This is a genomic window from Streptomyces sp. DI166, assembly GCF_900091315.1.
GTDB lineage: Bacteria > Actinomycetota > Actinomycetes > Streptomycetales > Streptomycetaceae > Streptomyces > Streptomyces fuscus.
Window position 1 is genome coordinate 62276 of record NZ_FLSP01000007.1, and the last position, 16876, is coordinate 79151.

The window sequence follows — 16876 nt, forward strand, 5'->3', positions numbered from 1 at the left end:
TCCAGCCTACGTCGCACCGGGCGCCCGGTGCGCGGCCGGTCAGGCGCCGAGGCGCTCGCCGTCGCCGATCCGCGCCCCGCGTGCCCAGTCGGCGGCTCGCATCGGCTTCTTGCCCTGGGCCTGCACCCACAGCAGCTCCACGGCGTACGAACCGGTGCCGACGTGCACGCTGTTCTTGCCCGCGGCCAGCGCGCCCGGCGCGAGTTCGGTGCGGTCCGGGACCGGCTTCACCTGGATCAGCTTCAGCCGCTCACCGCGGAAGACGGTCCACGCGCCGGGCGCCGGGGTGCAGCCGCGCACCACCCGGTCGACCCGCAGCGCGGGGGCGTTCCAGTCGATGTGGGCGTCCTCGACGTTGACCTTCGGCGCCTGGGTGACGCCGTCGGCGGGCTGCGGTACGGCCTTCAGGGAGCCGTCCTCGATGCCGTCCATGGTCGCCGCGAGCAGCCCGGCGCCCGCGAAGGCGAGCCGGGTGAGCAGGTCGCCGCTGGTGTCGGTGGGACGGATGGTCTCGGTCACGGTGCCGTAGACCGGCCCGGAGTCCAGCCCTTCCTCGATCAGGAAGGTGGTGGCGCCGGTGATCTCGTCGCCCGCCATGATGGCGTGCTGCACGGGGGCGGCTCCGCGCCAGGCGGGCAGCAGCGAGAAGTGCAGGTTGACCCAGCCGTGGGCGGGGATGTCCAGGGCGACGCGGGGCAGCAGGGCGCCGTAGGCGACCACGGGACAGCAGTCCGGGGCGATCTCCCGCAGCCGCTCCAGGAACTCCGGGTCGCGCGGCTTGACGGGCTTGAGCACCTCGATCCCGGCCTCCGCCGCCCGCTCGGCCACGGGAGAGGCGACCAGCCGCCGTCCCCGTCCGGCGGGCGCGTCGGGCCGCGTCACGACCGCGGCCACCTCGTGCCGCTCGGAGGCGATCAGCGCGTCCAGAGCGGGAACGGCGACCTCGGGGGTACCGGCGAAGACAAGCTTCATGGGTGACTACGGGCCTCTCGCTCGGGGTTGGTCGGCAGCGCACCAGTCTATGGGGGACGGACCCCACCCCCCGGCGCACGCATATGCCGGTACGCCCCCTCTGCGTGACCAGCGGAGCTCAAACGCGTTGGTCAAGAAAGAGTTGACCACAGCGGGCCGCACGTCGCGCGGCCCGATCCTTTTCAACGCCGGTTCGAGAGGCTTGTTCATGGCCGACCACGCAACCCACGACGCCCAGGCTCGGGCCAGCCTGCACTTGCTGGTGCGGGACATCGAGCGGGTCCGCCGGCAGGTGGACGCACTGCGCACGCTCACCGCCCAGTTGGGCAACGTCTACCGCCCGCGCCGCTCCGGCCCGTCCACGGGCTTCGTCGTCTACGGACGCGCCCCCGCCCCGACCGTACGGCTGGCTCAGGAACTACGGGACAGCGTCGAGACCCTGGTCACGGCGGCGGTGGACTTCGACCGCTCGCTGGGCTTCTCGTGGGACGCGGTGGGCTCCGCGCTCGGCGTGACCAAGCAGGCGGTCCACCGCCGCTACGGCTCCCGCCGCGCCGCGACCCAGGCGGCGGCCGAGGCGGAGCGCACGACGGAGACGCCGAGCACGCGCCCGGTGAGCATCAACACCGGCCTCCCCACGGTCCCCGCGGCCCGCTCCATGCCCACGCAGCCCACAGCAGGCAGCGACCCCCGCCCTCCAGCCTTCCCCTCCCCCCGAAACGGCTGACGCCCCAAGGCCGATCCCCCGCACTCCTCTCCCGAAGGCGAGTGCGGGGGCACCCCACAAACCCAGGTAGCTGCGGGCAGCCGGTGCCGTCCTACCTGCATAGCTGCAGGCAGCCGGTGCCGTCCTACGTGCATAGCTGCGGGCAGTCGTGCCGCTGGGGCGGCACGGGTGGGCTGGGGGTCCCCCCTCTGGGGGAGGCACCCGCAAGCGCGGGCGAGCGAAACCCACGCCCACGGCACCCCCCACGCACCGCTCACCCAATATCCGGCGGATCGATCCGCACCCGAACCGCCGCCTCCCCACCGCCCGCCCCCCGAGCCATCCGCGCCGCCTGCGCAGCCTTCAGCGCCGCGGCCAAAGCCGCCCCCTTCCCCGGCGGCACCCGAATCAGCGCCCGCTCCCACCACTCCCCCGGCGGCGGCGCCCCCACCCGACGAGGACCGCCGGACGACACCACTGGCACCGGCACCGGCCCCAACACCTCGGCCTCCGCAGGCAGTTCAACAGCCCGCAGGAACTCCCCCACCGCAGCGACCGCCCCCGACACCGCCGCCATCCGGGACACCGGCGGAAACCCCAGCTCCGCCCGCTCCGCAAGCTCCCGCACCGCATGCCCCACGGGATCCCACCGCACCAACGCCTGCACAGGCCGCAGCGTGGGCTCGGCAACGGCCACCACGATCCCCCCGGCCGTCTGCGGCCGCACCAACCCCGCCGCCCCGATCCACCGCCGCAGCGCGTCCTCCCCGGCCCGCAGATCGGGCCGCCCGAGCATGGCCCAGCCGTCGAGCAACAGCGCCGCCGCGTAACCCCCCTCGGCCACCGGCTCGGCCCCGGGCGTGCTCACCACCAGCGCGGGCGCCCCCGGCACCGTGTCCAGCACATGCTCCCGCCCGGACGTCCGCACCGGCACCGCCGGAAACGCCCGCCCCAGCTCCTCCGCGGTCCGCCGCGCGCCGACGACCTGCGCCCGCAGCCGGTACCCCCCGCACTCGGCACAGTGCCAGGAGCCCTCCTCACGCCCGCACCAGCCGCACCGCAACGCCCCGGCCTCCTGCGCCTCCAACGGCCCCGCACAGTGCCGACACCGCGCCGGCGCCCGGCAGTTGGCGCAGGCCAGCCGAGGTACGTACCCCCGGCGCGGCACCTGCACCAGCACCGGCCCGCTCCGCAGCGCGTCCCTGACGACCTGCCAGGCCAGGGTCGGCAGCCGGGCCGCCCGCGCGGCCTCGTCCCGCGCGAGATCCTGGTCCCCCACGGTCCGCACCAGCGGCGCGGCCCCCCGCACCCGTTCCCGCGAGGCGACCAACGGCCGGGCCCACCCGGTCTCCACGAGCTGGGCGGCCTCCACCGTGCAGCTCCAACTGCCCAGCAGGAACGCGCACTTGTCCTGCGCCGCGCGTAGCAGCAGCACCTCACGCGCATGCGGCTGAGGGGCGTGCAGCTCGCTGTGGCTGTCGTCCCCGTCGTCCCAGATGACGACCAGCCCGAGATTCCGCACGGGCGCGAACATGGCGGCCCGGGTCCCCACCACGACCCGTACGGACCCGCGCCGCACGGCGAGCCACTCCCGGTAGCGCTTCTCCGGCCCCGCGTCCGCGGTCAGCACCGCGTGCCGCCCGGTCCCCAGCAGCTCCGTCAGCGCGGCGTCGACCCGGGCGACGGCCCGCCCGTCCGGCACCACGACCAGCGCCCCGCGCCCGCCGGCCAGCGTCGCCGCGACGGCCCGGGCGATCTCCGCGCTCCACTCCGGGCCCGGCAGCGCGTTCCACACCGCCCTGGGCGCCCCGCCGGACGCGAGCGCCCTCAGGAACGCCTCCCCGTGCTCGTAGCGCCCCCAGGACCCCGCCCCGGGCGCGGCGGGCGGCGGCAGCGGGTCGGGAGAGGGCCGTTGCTCGGCCTTGGCGCTGCGCGGCGGCACCGCGAGCTGGAGGACATCAGCGAGGCTTCCCGCGTACCGGTCGGCGACCGCCCGCGCCAGTCCGAGCAGTTCGTCGTCCAGCACCCGCTCCGGGGACACGACCTGGGCCAGTGCCGCGAGCGGGCCGGAGTAGTCGGACTCCGCGAGCCGTTCGACGAGGAAGCCGTCGATCAGCCCGCCGCCCTCCCGGCGCCCCTCGCGCACCCGGTGCCGCCCGGCCCCGAACCGCACACGGACGCGCACCCCGGGCTGGGCGTCGGCGTCGAGTTCCTCGGGGACGGCGTAGTCGAAGTACCGGTCGAGGTGGAGGACGCCCTTGTCCACCAGGACCCGCGCGACGGGCAGCTCGGGGGCGAGTGCCGCCCCGCGCCACGTCCGCGGCTTGGCCCGGGGCCCCTTGGCCTTGCGCACGCTCTCCCGGATGAACGCGAGCTGCTCCGGCGGCGCCCCCTCGGCCCCACCGCCGTCCCGCCCGTCTTCCCTGCTCACCCTTGCATTCTTACCAAACCCCACTGACAGCCGAAGCCGCCCGGACATGCGACGAGGCCCGGCGTCCCCACCGGGACACCGGGCCTCGTCGGTCGATCAGAGGCGCGCGGCCTTACAAACCCGCGGCCTTACAGACCCGCGGCCTTGCGCAGGGCGTCCACGCGGTCCGTGCGCTCCCAGGTGAACTCGGGAAGCTCACGGCCGAAGTGGCCGTACGCCGCCGTCTGGGCGTAGATCGGGCGCAGCAGGTCGAGGTCGCGGATGATCGCGGCCGGGCGCAGGTCGAAGACCTCGTCGATGGCCTTCTCGATCTTCTCGGCGTCGACCTTGGCGGTGCCGAAGGTCTCGACGAAGAGACCGACCGGCTCGGCCTTGCCGATCGCGTACGCGACCTGGACCTCGCAGCGGGAGGCGAGGCCCGCGGCGACGACGTTCTTGGCGACCCAGCGCATCGCGTAGGCGGCCGAGCGGTCCACCTTGGACGGGTCCTTGCCGGAGAAGGCACCGCCGCCGTGGCGGGCCATACCGCCGTAGGTGTCGATGATGATCTTGCGGCCGGTGAGGCCGGCGTCGCCCATCGGGCCGCCGATCTCGAAGCGGCCGGTCGGGTTGACCAGCAGCCGGTAGTTCTCGGTGTCCAGCTTGATGCCGTCGTCCAGCAGCGCCTTCAGCTCCGGCTCCACGACGAACTCGCGGATGTCGGGGGCGAGCAGCGACTCCAGGTCGATGTCGGAGGCGTGCTGCGAGGAGACCACGACGGTGTCGAGGCGGACGGCCTTGTCGCCGTCGTACTCGATGGTGACCTGCGTCTTGCCGTCGGGGCGCAGGTAGGGGATGGTGCCGTTCTTGCGGACCTCGGACAGCCGCTTGGACAGCCGGTGCGCGAGGAAGATCGGCAGCGGCATGTAGGTGGGCGTCTCGTCGGTGGCGTAGCCGAACATCAGGCCCTGGTCACCGGCGCCCTGCCGGTCCAGCTCGTCCTCGTCGCCCTCGACCCGGGTCTCGTAGGCGGTGTCGACGCCCTGGGCGATGTCCGGGGACTGCGCGCCGATGGAGACCGAGACACCGCAGGAGGCGCCGTCGAAGCCCTTCTTGGAGGAGTCGTAACCGATCTCCAGGATCTTGTTCCGGACCAGCGTCGCGATGTCCGCGTACGTCTTGGTCGTGACCTCTCCGGCCACATGCACCAGGCCGGTGGTGATCAGCGTCTCGACGGCGACCCGGGAGGTCGGGTCCTCGCGCAGAAGCGCGTCGAGAATGGTGTCGCTGATCTGGTCAGCGATCTTGTCGGGGTGACCCTCGGTCACGGACTCCGAGGTGAACAGGCGACGGGACACAACGCTCCCTGGGGTTGCAGCGGCTGCTGGCTGATCATTGGCGGACGGGACGGGGGCTGCGCCCGGCGTCGTCCGAGAACAGTTTATCGGTCGCGCTCGGCCACGGGCCCACCTGTCTCGCCTCTCGGGAGCGCTGTGACCTGCGGCACGGGCATTCTGCCCAATCCCTCACGGCCTTGGCCAGGGGCGCCACGCCCCAATGTGCGGGGTTTCGGAGCGGGGTGCGCCGAATGCGACATTCAGCTCAGCCGTCCGGCCACCAGATCCCACACGATTTCGGCCAGGGCCTCCTTGGGGCCGTGCGGCACGGGTGTCTCACTGCCGTCGGCGCCCAGCACCACGGCCTCGTTCTCCTCGGCGCCGAACGTCTTGCGCTCGCCCACCTCGTTCACCACCAGCAGGTCGCACCCCTTGCGGGCGAGCTTGGCACGGCCGTTGGCCAGCACATCGTCCGTCTCTGCCGCGAAGCCGACGACGACCTGGCCGGGGCGGGCCCGGTCGGCGGAGATCTCCGCGAGGATGTCCGGATTCCGCACCAGGACGATCGGCTCGGGGTCCTGGCCGTCCTTCTTCTTGATCTTCCCGGCCGCGTAGGCCGCCGGGCGGAAGTCGGCGACCGCGGCGGCCATGACCACCGCGTCGGCGTCGGCGGCGGCCTTGAGCACCGCCTCCCGCAGCTGCACGGCCGTGCCCACCTGGACGACGTCCACGCCCGCCGGGTCGGGCAGCAGGGTGTTGGCGGCGATCAGCGTGACCCGGGCGCCGCGGGCGGCGGCGGTGCGGGCGAGGGCGTAGCCCTGCTTGCCGGAGGAGCGGTTGCCGAGGAAGCGGACCGGGTCGAGCGGCTCGCGGGTGCCGCCGGCGCTGACGACCACGTGCCGTCCGGTGAGGTCGGGCTCGGTGACACCGCGGGCCAGGACACGGCGGCAGACCTCGAAGATCTCCGCGGGGTCGGGCAGCCGGCCCTTGCCGGTGTCGACGCCGGTGAGGCGGCCGACGGCGGGTTCGACGACCACGGCGCCGCGGCGGCGCAGCGTCGCCACGTTCTCCTGGGTGGCCGGGTGCTCCCACATCTCGGTGTGCATGGCGGGGGCGAAGACGACCGGGCAGCGGGCGGTGAGCAGGGTGTTGGTCAGCAGGTCGTCGGCGAGGCCGTGGGCCGCCTTGGCGAGCATGTCGGCGGTGGCCGGGGCGACCACGACGAGGTCGGCGTGCTGGCCGATGCGCACGTGCGGCACCTCGTGGACGGAGTCCCACACCTCGGTGGAGACGGGGTTGCCGGACAGGGCCGACCAGGTGGCGGCGCCGACGAAGTGCAGCGCGGAGTCGGTGGGCACCACGCGGACGTCGTGGCCCGACTCGGTCAGCCGGCGCAGCAGCTCGCACGCCTTGTAGGCGGCGATGCCACCGCTGACCCCCAGAACGACCCTCGGCTTGTCCACGGTCTCTCCCCTGCTCGGCGCGGCTCGCATTACCTACCCCCATGACACACCACAGGCCCGGCAGTCGTGCTGCCGGGCCTGTGGATAAGACTGCTGCAAGCAGGAAATATTACTGCGCCGGGCCCTCGACGGCCTCGGACGTCAGCAGCCCCGCGTTGATCTCGCGCAGCGCGATCGAGAGCGGCTTCTCGTGGACGTGCGTGTCGACGAGCGGACCGACGTACTCCAGGAGGCCCTCGCCGAGCTGCGAGTAGTACGCGTTGATCTGACGCGCGCGCTTGGCCGCGTAGATCACGAGGCTGTACTTCGAGTCCGTGGCCTCAAGAAGCTCGTCGATCGGCGGGTTGATGATGCCCTCGGGCGCGGAGATGGAAGAGGACACGCTCTACCTTCCGATGGATGGGAAAGATTCAGTCAGGCGATCGGAGACGATCACACAACGTCCATCAAGGCTAGCAGCTCGCGCGCCACGTCCTCGACGGAGGTGTTGACCAGGGTCTCGTCGAACTCCGGCTCGGCGGCCAGCTCGATCTTGGCCGCCGCGAGGCGGCGCTCGATGACCTCGGGGGGTTCGGTGCCCCGGCCGGTGAGTCTGCGCACCAGCTCCTCCCAGGAGGGAGGGGCCAGGAACACCAGATGGGCGTCCGCCATCGACTCGCGGACCTGCCGTGCGCCCTGGAGATCGATCTCCAGCAGCACGGGCTCGCCCTTCTCCAGGCGCTCCATCACGGCCGCGCGCGGCGTGCCGTAGCGGTTCCCGGCGAATTCGGCCCATTCCAGCAGCTCGCCGTTGGCGATCAGCTTGTCCATCTCGTCGTCGGTGACGAAGAAGTAGTGGACTCCGTGCTGCTCGCCGGGGCGGGGCTTGCGGGTCGTCGCCGACACCGAGAGCCAGACCTCGGGGTGTTCCTTGCGCATATGGGCGACGACCGTGCTCTTGCCGACCCCTGAGGGGCCGGAGAGCACGGTCAGCCGCGGACGTTCACTCATGCAGCGATTATTCCAGCAATCCCGGGGTGCCCGGGACTCCCTTCCCGCCTAAGTGCGGGTTCAGGAACCAGTGCTGCCGAACTCACGCTCCAGGGAAGCGATCTGGTTGGAGCCGAGGCCACGTACCCGGCGGCTCTCGGAGATGCCGAGTCGCTCCATGATCTGCTTGGCGCGGACCTTGCCCACGCCCGGCAGGGACTCAAGGAGGGCGGAGACCTTCATCTTGCCGATGACGTCGTTCTCCTGGCCCTGCTTGATGACCTCGTGCAGGGAGGCGCCGGAGTGCTTGAGTCGATTCTTGACCTCGGCCCGCTCCCGGCGAGCCGCGGCGGCCTTTTCGAGCGCGGCTGCGCGCTGTTCAGGGGTAAGGGGCGGAAGAGCCACGCCTACGTCACCTCGGATGTTGAACTGTCGGATACGGACCGGTGAGGAACCTAGTCGCCCCACACCTGGGGAGCCACGAGCAACACGCTTGCCCGTTCTCTGCTCGGAGACTAGCGGGCAAGTGGGCCAGAGTCAGCGAGAACAGCGGAAAAGTCCTGGTCAGCCTCAGCCAGGACGGACTTTTCGGACATATTGCCCTGGATTTGAGGATGTATTCAGGCTCAAGTCGCCTCGGAGCCGCCCTCCGAGGAGTCGAACAAGCGTCTAAATACGTCCGTCCTGTCGGCCCGTTCCGACCTGCGGCGACGGCTCAGGCGGCCGCCACGGCGGCCCGGACCTCCTCCGCGAACCGCTCCGCCGCCGACCGCAGCGCGGCCACGTCCGGACCGTGCCGCAGCACTCCCCGGCTGACATTCGGGACCACATTGCGCACCGCCGACCCGAACACCCGCGGCAGATCCGCGGCCGTCGCCCCCTGGGCGCCGATGCCGGGAGCCAGGAGCGGGCCGTTGATGTTCAGGTCGTAGGTGGACAGGTCCCCGAGCGTGGCGCCGACCACCGCGCCGAAGGACCCCAGCGGCTCCTCCCCCGCGTTCTCCGCGGCCAGGTGCGCCAGCACGGTCGCGCCCACGGTGCGCCCGTCGGTCCGTACCGCGTGCTGCACCTCGCCGCCCTCCGGGTTCGAGGTCAGCGCCAGTACGAAGAGCCCGGCGCCGCTCTCCCGGGCCATCGCCACGGCCGGCGACAGGGAGCCGTAGCCGAGGTACGGGGAGACGGTCAGGGCATCCGAGAAGAGCGGGGAGTCCTTGCGCAGGAAGGCCTCGGCGTACGCGGCCATGGTCGAGCCGATGTCGCCGCGCTTGGCGTCCATCACGACCAGTGCCCCGGCCGCGCGGGCCTCCTCCACGGACTTCTCCAGCACGGCCATCCCGCGCGAGCCGAAGCGCTCGAAGAACGCGCTCTGCGGCTTCAGCACGGCCACCCGGTCCGCCATCGCCTCCACCACGGTGCGGCTGAACCGCTCCAGACCGGCGATGTCGTCGTTCAGGCCCCACTCCTGCAGGAGGGAGGCGTGCGGGTCGATGCCGACACACAGCGGCCCGCGCTCGTCCATGGCACTGCGCAGCCGGGCACCGAAGGGTTCCAGAGTCATACTGCGGCCTTCCTGACGTCGGCGCCGACCGCGTCGGCGAGGGTGGCGTACGGGCTGGTGCGCAGGCGCGCGGCGAGCCCCTTGTGGATGGCGCGGGCCCAGAACGGGCCCTGGTAGATGAAGGCGCTGTAGCCCTGGACCAGCGTGGCCCCGGCCAGGATGCGCTGCCAGGCGTCCTCGGCGTTCTCGATGCCGCCGACGCCGACCAGGGTGATCCGGTCGCCCACACGCGCGTACAGGCGCCGCAGCACCTCAAGGGAGCGCTCCTTGAGCGGGGCGCCGGACAGGCCGCCGGTCTCCTGGACGAGGGCGGGCTCGGAGGTCAGGCCGAGGCCCTCGCGGGCGATGGTGGTGTTGGTGGCGATGATGCCGTCCAGGCCGAGTTCGACGGCGAGGTCGGCCACGGCGTCGATGTCCTCGTCGGCGAGGTCCGGCGCGATCTTCACCAGCAGCGGGACCCGGCGGGTGCTCACGGCCCGGTCGGCCGCCTCGCGCACGGCGGTCAGCAGCGGGCGCAGCGCCTCGGTGGCCTGGAGGTTGCGCAGTCCCGGCGTGTTCGGCGAGGACACGTTCACGACCAGGTAGTCGGCGTACGGGGCCAGCCGCTCGGCGGACTTCACGTAGTCGGCGGTCGCCTCTTCCTCGGGCACCACCTTGGTCTTGCCGATGTTGACGCCGAGAACGGTGCGGAAGACAGGCGTACGGGAGGCCAGGCGGGCGGCGACGGCCAGGGAGCCCTCGTTGTTGAAGCCCATGCGGTTGATCAGCGCCCGGTCCGGCACCAGCCGGAACAGCCGCTTCTTGGGGTTGCCGGGCTGCGGCTCCCCCGTGACGGTGCCGATCTCGACGTGGTCGAAGCCGAGCATGGCCAGGCCGTCCACGGCGACGGCGTTCTTGTCGAAGCCCGCGGCGAGCCCGAACGGGCTGTGCAGGCGCAGGCCGAGCGCCTCGGTGCGCAGTTCCTTGTGGCGGGGCGCGAGCACAGCGGCGACGAAGGTGCGCAGCACCGGGATGCCGGCGACGAGCCGGATCCAGCGGACGGCGAGGTGGTGCGCCTGCTCGGGGTCCATCCGCTTGAAGACGAGGTTGAAGAAGAACTTGTACATGGTCCTCACCGGGAAGTGGTGTCCTCACCAAGAGGGGGACACCGTTTCCGGTGTCCCCCTCAGGGCTGCTAGTCGCGGGCCGCGGTCAGATGTTCGGCGTGTTCCTGGAGGGAGCGCACGCCCACGTCGCCGTGGTTGAGGGCGTCGATGCCCTGGACCGCGGCGGCCAGCGCCTGCACGGTCGTCAGGCACGGCACGGACCGCGCCACGGCCGCCGTACGGATCTCGTAGCCGTCCAGACGGCCGCCGGTGCCGTACGGGGTGTTGACGATGAGGTTGACCTCGCCGTCGTGGATGAGCTGGACGATGGTCTTCTCGCCGTTCGGGCCGGGGCCCTCGGACTGCTTGCGCACGACGGTGGCGTTGATGCCGTTGCGCTTGAGGACCTCGGCGGTGCCGGAGGTGGCCATCAGCTCGAAGCCGTGGGCGACCAGCTCACGCGCCGGGAAGATCATCGAACGCTTGTCGCGGTTGGCGACCGAGATGAAGGCGCGGCCCTTGGTGGGCAGCGGGCCGTAGGCGCCGGCCTGGGACTTGGCGTACGCCGTGCCGAAGACGGAGTCGATGCCCATGACCTCGCCGGTGGAGCGCATCTCCGGGCCGAGGACGGTGTCGACGCCGCGGCCGTGGATGTCGCGGAAGCGCGACCACGGCATGACGGCCTCCTTGACAGAGATCGGCGCGTCCAGCGGCAGCTCGCCGCCGTCGCCGGTGGCCGGGAGCAGGCCCTCGGAGCGCAGCTCGGCGATGGTGGCGCCGAGTGAGATCCGGGCGGCGGCCTTCGCCAGCGGCACGGCGGTGGCCTTGGAGGTGAAGGGCACCGTGCGCGAGGCGCGCGGGTTGGCCTCCAGGACGTAGAGGATGTCACCGGCCATGGCGAACTGGATGTTGATCAGTCCGCGCACTCCGACGCCCTTGGCGATGGCCTCGGTGGAGGCGCGCAGCCGCTTGATGTCGAAGCCGCCGAGGGTGATCGGGGGCAGCGCGCACGCCGAGTCGCCGGAGTGGATGCCGGCCTCCTCGATGTGCTCCATCACGCCGCCGAGGTACAGCTCCTCGCCGTCGTAGAGGGCGTCCACGTCGATCTCGATGGCGTCGTCCAGGAAGCGGTCGACGAGGACCGGCCGGGTGGGGCTGATCTCGGTCGACTCGGCGATGTACGACTCCAGCCGGGACTCGTCGTAGACGATCTCCATGCCGCGTCCGCCGAGCACGTAGGAGGGCCGCACCAGGACCGGGTAGCCGATCTCGTCGGCGATGGCCTTGGCCTCGGCGAAGGTGGTGGCGGTGCCGTGCTTGGGGGCGGGCAGGCCGGCCTCCTTCAGGACGCGGCCGAAGGCGCCGCGGTCCTCGGCGGCGTGGATCGCCTCCGGGGAGGTGCCCACGACCGGCACGCCGTTGTCCTTCAGCGCCTGCGACAGGCCCAGCGGGGTCTGGCCGCCGAGCTGGACGATCACACCCGCGACCGGGCCCGCGAGGGTCTCGGCGTGCACGATCTCCAGCACGTCCTCAAGCGTCAGCGGCTCGAAGTACAGGCGGTCGGAGGTGTCGTAGTCGGTGGAGACGGTCTCCGGGTTGCAGTTGACCATCACGGTCTCGTACCCGGCGTCGTGCAGCGCGAAGGAGGCGTGGACGCAGGAGTAGTCGAACTCGATGCCCTGGCCGATGCGGTTGGGGCCGGAGCCGAGGATGATCACCGCGGGCTTCTCGCGCGGGGCGACCTCGGTCTCCTCGTCGTAGGACGAGTAGAAGTACGGGGTCCTCGCGGCGAACTCGGCGGCGCAGGTGTCGACCGTCTTGTAGACCGGGCGGACGCCGAGGGCGTGCCGCACCTCGCGGACGATGTCCTCGCGCAGGCCGCGGATCTCACCGATCTGCAGGTCGGAGAAGCCGTGTTGCTTGGCCCCGGCGAGCAGCTCGGGCGTGAGCTCCGACGCCTCGGCGAGCTCGTCGGCGATCTCCTTGATGAGGAAGAGCTGGTCGACGAACCAGGGGTCGATCTTCGTGTGCTCGAAGACCTCCTCGGGCGTGGCGCCCGCGCGGATGGCCTGCATGACCGCGTTGATACGGCCGTCGGTGGGGCGCACCGCCTCGCGCAGCAGCTCGTCCTTGTCGCCGGGGTCGCCGACGAAGGTGAACTGGCTGCCCTTCTTCTCCAGCGAGCGCAGCGCCTTCTGGAACGCCTCGGTGAAGTTGCGGCCGATGGCCATGGCCTCGCCGACCGACTTCATGGTGGTGGTCAGCGTGGAGTCGGCGCTCGGGAACTTCTCGAAGGCGAAGCGGGGGGCCTTGACGACGACGTAGTCGAGCGTGGGCTCGAAGGAGGCCGGGGTCTCCTGGGTGATGTCGTTGGGGATCTCGTCGAGGGTGTAGCCGACGGCCAGCTTCGCGGCGATCTTGGCGATGGGGAAGCCGGTCGCCTTGGAGGCGAGCGCCGAGGAGCGGGAGACGCGCGGGTTCATCTCGATGACGATGACCCGGCCGTCCTCGGGGTTGACCGCGAACTGGATGTTGCAGCCGCCGGTGTCGACGCCGACCTCGCGGATGACGGCGATGCCGATGTCGCGCAGGATCTGGTACTCGCGGTCGGTGAGCGTCATCGCGGGCGCGACGGTGATGGAGTCACCGGTGTGCACGCCCATGGGGTCGAAGTTCTCGATGGAGCAGACGACCACGACGTTGTCGTGCTTGTCGCGCATCAGCTCCAGCTCGTACTCCTTCCAGCCGAGGATGGACTCCTCCAGGAGCACCTCGGTGGTCGGCGAGAGGGTGAGGCCCTGGCCGGCGATGCGGCGCAGCTCCACCTCGTCGTGGGCGAAGCCGGAGCCGGCGCCGCCCATGGTGAAGGAGGGGCGGACGACGACCGGGTAGCCGCCGAGTTCCTCGACGCCCTTGAGGACGTCGTCCATGGAGTGGCAGATCACCGAGCGGGCGGACTCGCCGTGGCCGATCTTGGCGTTGACCGCGTCGACGACCAGCTTGAACTGGTCGCGGTCCTCGCCCTTGTGGATGGCCTCGACGTTGGCGCCGATCAGTTCCACGCCGTACTTGTCCAGGACACCGTTCTCGTGCAGGGAGATCGCGGTGTTCAGGGCCGTCTGGCCGCCCAGGGTGGGCAGCAGGGCGTCGGGGCGCTCCTTGGCGATGATCTTCTCGACGAACTCGGGGGTGATCGGCTCGACGTAGGTCGCGTCGGCGATCTCCGGGTCGGTCATGATCGTCGCCGGGTTGGAGTTGACGAGGATGACGCGCAGGCCCTCGGCCTTGAGCACGCGGCAGGCCTGCGTGCCGGAGTAGTCGAACTCGGCGGCCTGGCCGATGACGATCGGGCCGGAGCCGATGACCAGGACGGACTGGATATCGGTGCGCTTAGGCACGCTGGCCCTCCATCAGGGATACGAAGCGGTCGAACAGGTAGGCGGCGTCGTGCGGGCCCGCTGCCGCTTCGGGGTGGTACTGGACGCTGAAAGCCGGGCGGTCGAGGAGCTGGAGGCCCTCCACCACGTTGTCGTTCAGGCAGACGTGGGAGACCTCGGCGCGGCCGTAGGGGGTCTCGGAGACCTGGTCGAGCGGGGCGTCGACGGCGAAGCCGTGGTTGTGCGCGGTGACCTCGACCTTGCCGGTCGTCCGGTCCTGCACGGGCTGGTTGATGCCGCGGTGGCCGTACTTCAGCTTGTAGGTGCCGAAGCCGAGGGCGCGGCCGAGGATCTGGTTGCCGAAGCAGATACCGAAGAGCGGGGTGCCGCGCTCCAGTACGGCCTGCATCACGGAGACCGGGTGGTCGGCGGTGGCCGGGTCGCCGGGGCCGTTGGAGAAGAACACGCCGTCCGGGTTGACGGCGTAGACGTCGTCGACAGTGGCCGTGGCGGGCAGCACGTGGACCTCGATGCCGCGCTCGGCCATCCGGTGCGGGGTCATGCCCTTGATGCCGAGGTCGACGGCGGCGACGGTGAACTTCTTCTCGCCGATCGCGGGGACGACGTAGGTCTCCTTGGTGGCGACCTCGGCGGAGAGGTCGGCGCCCTTCATCTCGGGGGCCTGGCGGACCTCGGCGAGCATGGTGCCCTCGTCGGGCAGGGCGTTGCCGGAGAAGATGCCGACGCGCATGGCGCCGCGCTCGCGCAGGTGGCGGGTGAGGGCACGGGTGTCGATACCGGAGATGCCGACGACGCCCTGGTGGCGCAGCTCCTCGTCCAGGGAGCGGCGCGAGCGCCAGTTGGAGGGCACGCGCGCGGGGTCGCGCACGACATAGCCCGCGACCCAGATCCGCTTGCTCTCGGGGTCCTCGTCGTTGACTCCGGTGTTGCCGACGTGCGGCGCGGTCATCACGACGACCTGGCGGTGGTAGGAGGGGTCCGTCAGGGTCTCCTGGTAGCCGGTCATACCGGTGGAGAACACGGCCTCGCCGAAGGTCACCCCCACGGCCCCGTAGGCACGGCCGCGGAAGATGCGGCCGTCCTCCAGGACGAGGACGGCGGGAACCCTCGTGGCTCCCCGGGTGGAGGTCGTCATCGTGCGCCTTCCGTGTTGTTGATCAGTTCGTTCAGGGTGTCGACCCAGGTGGTGTGCTCGGCGGCGGTGTCCGAGCGGAAGCCGGAGTCGATCAGGCGGTCGCCGTGCGCCCAGGTCACCACGAGCAGCCCGCCCTCGGTGAGCACCTTGCCGGCGATGCCCTTGTCCAGCCGGGCGCCGCGCAGCTGTACGGCCGGGACGAAGAAGTCGCGCGCCCCGGGGCGTTCGACGACCAGGCCCGCCTCGGTGAGGCTGAGCTCGACGCGGCTGCGGGTGCCCAGGCCGTGCGCCACGATCCGGTCGAGCCACTGTCCGGCGGTGGTGGAGCCGTGGTAGCGGCCGCTCATCGTCAGTGTGGCCTCGCCCGGCTCCGACGGCGCGCTGGGCAGCTCCGGCAGGTCGCTCTGGAGGGTGCCGCGCCATTTCCAGCCCTCGCGCATCAGCCAGTAGACGAGGGCGACGAAGAGGGCGAGTCCGACGAGCCAGCCGATGCGGGCGGCCCAGTCGGTCACCTCGGCCGACTTCTGGTCTGCGGCGATGGTCAAAAGGGGTGTCACGTGAGCTTCCCGTCGACGAGCGTGGCCTTGCCCCGCAGCCACGTGTGCGTCACACGGCCGGGCAGCTCACGCCCCTGGTACGGGGTGTTGCGGCTGCGCGAGGCGAAGCCCGCGGGGTCCACCTGCCCACGGTATGCCGTGTCGACGAGGGTGAGGTTGGCGGGCTCACCTGCCGAGACGGGACGGCCGTGGCCCTTGGCCTGTCCGATCTCGGCGGGCTTGAAGGACATACGCTGGGCGACCCCGGCCCAGTCGAGGAGCCCGGTGTCGACCATGGTCTCCTGCACCACGGACAGGGCGGTCTCCAGGCCGACCATGCCCATGGCGGCGGCGGCCCACTCGCAGTCCTTGTCCTCGTGCGGGTGCGGGGCGTGGTCGGTGGCCACGATGTCGATGGTGCCGTCGGCGAGCGCCTCGCGCAGCGCCAGGACGTCCCGCTCGGTGCGCAGCGGCGGGTTGACCTTGTAGACGGGGTTGTAGGTGCGCACCAGCTCGTCGGTGAGGAGCAGGTGGTGCGGGGTGACCTCGGCGGTGACGTCGATACCGCGGGACTTGGCCCAGCGCACGATCTCGACGGAGCCGGCGGTGGAGAGGTGGCAGATGTGGACGCGGGAGCCGACGTGCTCGGCGAGCAGCACGTCGCGGGCGATGATCGACTCCTCGGCGACGGCGGGCCAGCCGCCCAGGCCCAGCTCGGCGGAGACGATGCCCTCGTTCATCTGGGCGCCCTCGGTCAGGCGCGGCTCCTGGGCGTGCTGGGCGACGACGCCGCCGAAGGCCTTCACGTACTCCAGGGCGCGGCGCATGATCACGGCGTCGTCGACGCACTTGCCGTCGTCGGAGAAGACGGTGACCCCGGCGGCCGAGTCGTGCATGGCGCCCAGCTCGGCGAGCTTCTTGCCCTCCAGTCCGACGGTGACGGCGCCGATGGGCTGGACGTCGCAGTAGCCGTGCTCCTGGCCGAGCCGGTAGACCTGCTCGACCACACCGGCGGTGTCGGCGACGGGGAAGGTGTTGGCCATGGCGAACACGGCCGTGTAGCCGCCGCTCGCAGCGGCGCGGGTGCCGGTCAGGACGGTCTCGGAGTCCTCGCGGCCGGGCTCGCGCAGGTGGGTGTGCAGGTCGACCAGGCCCGGCAGGAGGACCTTGCCGGCCGCCTCGACGACCTCGGCGCCCTCGGCGGACAGGCCGGTGCCGACGGCCTCGATGACCTCGCCGTTGATCAGGACGTCCTGCGGCTCGCCGCCGAGCACCTTGGCACCACGGATAAGGATCTTGCTCATCGG

Annotated in this window: 14 protein-coding genes; 1 reads left to right on the forward strand and 13 read right to left on the reverse strand. The window is 71.6% G+C overall.

Translation table 11 applies throughout. The features are described from left to right. Positions 1 to 39 precede the first annotated feature (39 nt). Positions 40 to 972, reverse strand: a complete 933-nt coding sequence (gene fmt / locus GA0115233_RS05470; protein ID WP_093718933.1) for a methionyl-tRNA formyltransferase — start codon at positions 970 to 972, stop codon at positions 40 to 42. 208 nt (positions 973 to 1180) lie between these two features. Between fmt and GA0115233_RS05475 the strand changes: the two genes are divergently transcribed. Continuing rightward, positions 1181 to 1699: a hypothetical protein gene (locus GA0115233_RS05475; RefSeq protein ID WP_093718934.1), complete on the forward strand. Its 519-nt coding sequence runs from the start codon at positions 1181 to 1183 to the stop codon at positions 1697 to 1699. 253 nt (positions 1700 to 1952) lie between these two features. Here GA0115233_RS05475 and GA0115233_RS05480 read toward each other — a convergent pair whose 3' ends face one another. The 12 genes from GA0115233_RS05480 to GA0115233_RS05535 form a co-directional block, all read right to left on the reverse strand. After that, complete coding sequence (locus GA0115233_RS05480; RefSeq protein WP_093718935.1) at positions 1953 to 4109, reverse strand: primosomal protein N'; 2157 nt, start codon at positions 4107 to 4109, stop codon at positions 1953 to 1955. Between the two features lie 128 nt (positions 4110 to 4237). After that, positions 4238 to 5446 carry a methionine adenosyltransferase gene (gene metK / locus GA0115233_RS05485; RefSeq protein WP_093718936.1) on the reverse strand — a complete coding sequence of 403 codons (1209 nt, stop codon included), beginning with the start codon at positions 5444 to 5446 and terminating at the stop codon, positions 4238 to 4240. A 239-nt stretch (positions 5447 to 5685) separates the two neighbouring features. After that, positions 5686 to 6888 (reverse strand): bifunctional phosphopantothenoylcysteine decarboxylase/phosphopantothenate--cysteine ligase CoaBC, encoded by a 1203-nt coding sequence (coaBC, locus tag GA0115233_RS05490; protein WP_093718937.1) that lies wholly within the window; start codon positions 6886 to 6888, stop codon positions 5686 to 5688. A gap of 109 nt (positions 6889 to 6997) precedes the next feature. Further along, entirely contained in the window at positions 6998 to 7270 is a 273-nt protein-coding gene (gene rpoZ, locus GA0115233_RS05495) for a DNA-directed RNA polymerase subunit omega (protein WP_003988945.1), read from the reverse strand. 50 nt (positions 7271 to 7320) lie between these two features. After that, positions 7321 to 7878, reverse strand: a complete 558-nt coding sequence (gmk, locus tag GA0115233_RS05500; RefSeq protein WP_093718938.1) for a guanylate kinase — start codon at positions 7876 to 7878, stop codon at positions 7321 to 7323. 60 nt (positions 7879 to 7938) lie between these two features. After that, positions 7939 to 8262: an integration host factor gene (locus GA0115233_RS05505; RefSeq protein WP_003977346.1), complete on the reverse strand. Its 324-nt coding sequence runs from the start codon at positions 8260 to 8262 to the stop codon at positions 7939 to 7941. A gap of 310 nt (positions 8263 to 8572) precedes the next feature. Then, complete coding sequence (gene pyrF / locus GA0115233_RS05510) at positions 8573 to 9415, reverse strand: orotidine-5'-phosphate decarboxylase (RefSeq protein WP_176711647.1); 843 nt, start codon at positions 9413 to 9415, stop codon at positions 8573 to 8575. Then, positions 9412 to 10521 (reverse strand): quinone-dependent dihydroorotate dehydrogenase, encoded by a 1110-nt coding sequence (locus GA0115233_RS05515; RefSeq protein WP_093718939.1) that lies wholly within the window; start codon positions 10519 to 10521, stop codon positions 9412 to 9414. Before GA0115233_RS05515 ends, pyrF begins: the two co-directional genes overlap by 4 nt. 68 nt (positions 10522 to 10589) lie before the next feature. After that, positions 10590 to 13898, reverse strand: coding sequence for a carbamoyl-phosphate synthase large subunit (gene carB / locus GA0115233_RS05520; protein ID WP_093718940.1), 3309 nt, complete (start codon positions 13896 to 13898; stop codon positions 10590 to 10592). Then, positions 13891 to 15033 carry a glutamine-hydrolyzing carbamoyl-phosphate synthase small subunit gene (carA, locus tag GA0115233_RS05525; protein ID WP_093718941.1) on the reverse strand — a complete coding sequence of 381 codons (1143 nt, stop codon included), beginning with the start codon at positions 15031 to 15033 and terminating at the stop codon, positions 13891 to 13893. Before carA ends, carB begins: the two co-directional genes overlap by 8 nt. Then, positions 15030 to 15590 (reverse strand): PH-like domain-containing protein, encoded by a 561-nt coding sequence (locus tag GA0115233_RS05530; RefSeq protein WP_093718942.1) that lies wholly within the window; start codon positions 15588 to 15590, stop codon positions 15030 to 15032. The genes carA and GA0115233_RS05530 overlap by 4 nt, the downstream gene beginning before the upstream one ends. Then, positions 15587 to 16873, reverse strand: a complete 1287-nt coding sequence (locus GA0115233_RS05535) for a dihydroorotase (protein ID WP_093718943.1) — start codon at positions 16871 to 16873, stop codon at positions 15587 to 15589. Before GA0115233_RS05535 ends, GA0115233_RS05530 begins: the two co-directional genes overlap by 4 nt. Positions 16874 to 16876 lie beyond the last annotated feature (3 nt).

Excerpts from the sequence above, each read along its gene's own strand:
- fmt (WP_093718933.1), bottom strand. The coding sequence starts at position 972 with ATGAAGCTTGTCTTCGCCGGTACCCCCGAGGTCGCCGTTCCCGCTCTG.
- GA0115233_RS05475 (WP_093718934.1), top strand. The coding sequence starts at position 1,181 with ATGGCCGACCACGCAACCCACGACGCCCAGGCTCGGGCCAGCCTGCAC.
- gmk (WP_093718938.1), bottom strand. The coding sequence starts at position 7,878 with ATGAGTGAACGTCCGCGGCTGACCGTGCTCTCCGGCCCCTCAGGGGTC.
- pyrF (WP_176711647.1), bottom strand. The coding sequence starts at position 9,415 with ATGACTCTGGAACCCTTCGGTGCCCGGCTGCGCAGTGCCATGGACGAG.
- GA0115233_RS05515 (WP_093718939.1), bottom strand. The coding sequence starts at position 10,521 with ATGTACAAGTTCTTCTTCAACCTCGTCTTCAAGCGGATGGACCCCGAG.
- carA (WP_093718941.1), bottom strand. The coding sequence starts at position 15,033 with ATGACGACCTCCACCCGGGGAGCCACGAGGGTTCCCGCCGTCCTCGTC.
- GA0115233_RS05535 (WP_093718943.1), bottom strand. The coding sequence starts at position 16,873 with ATGAGCAAGATCCTTATCCGTGGTGCCAAGGTGCTCGGCGGCGAGCCG.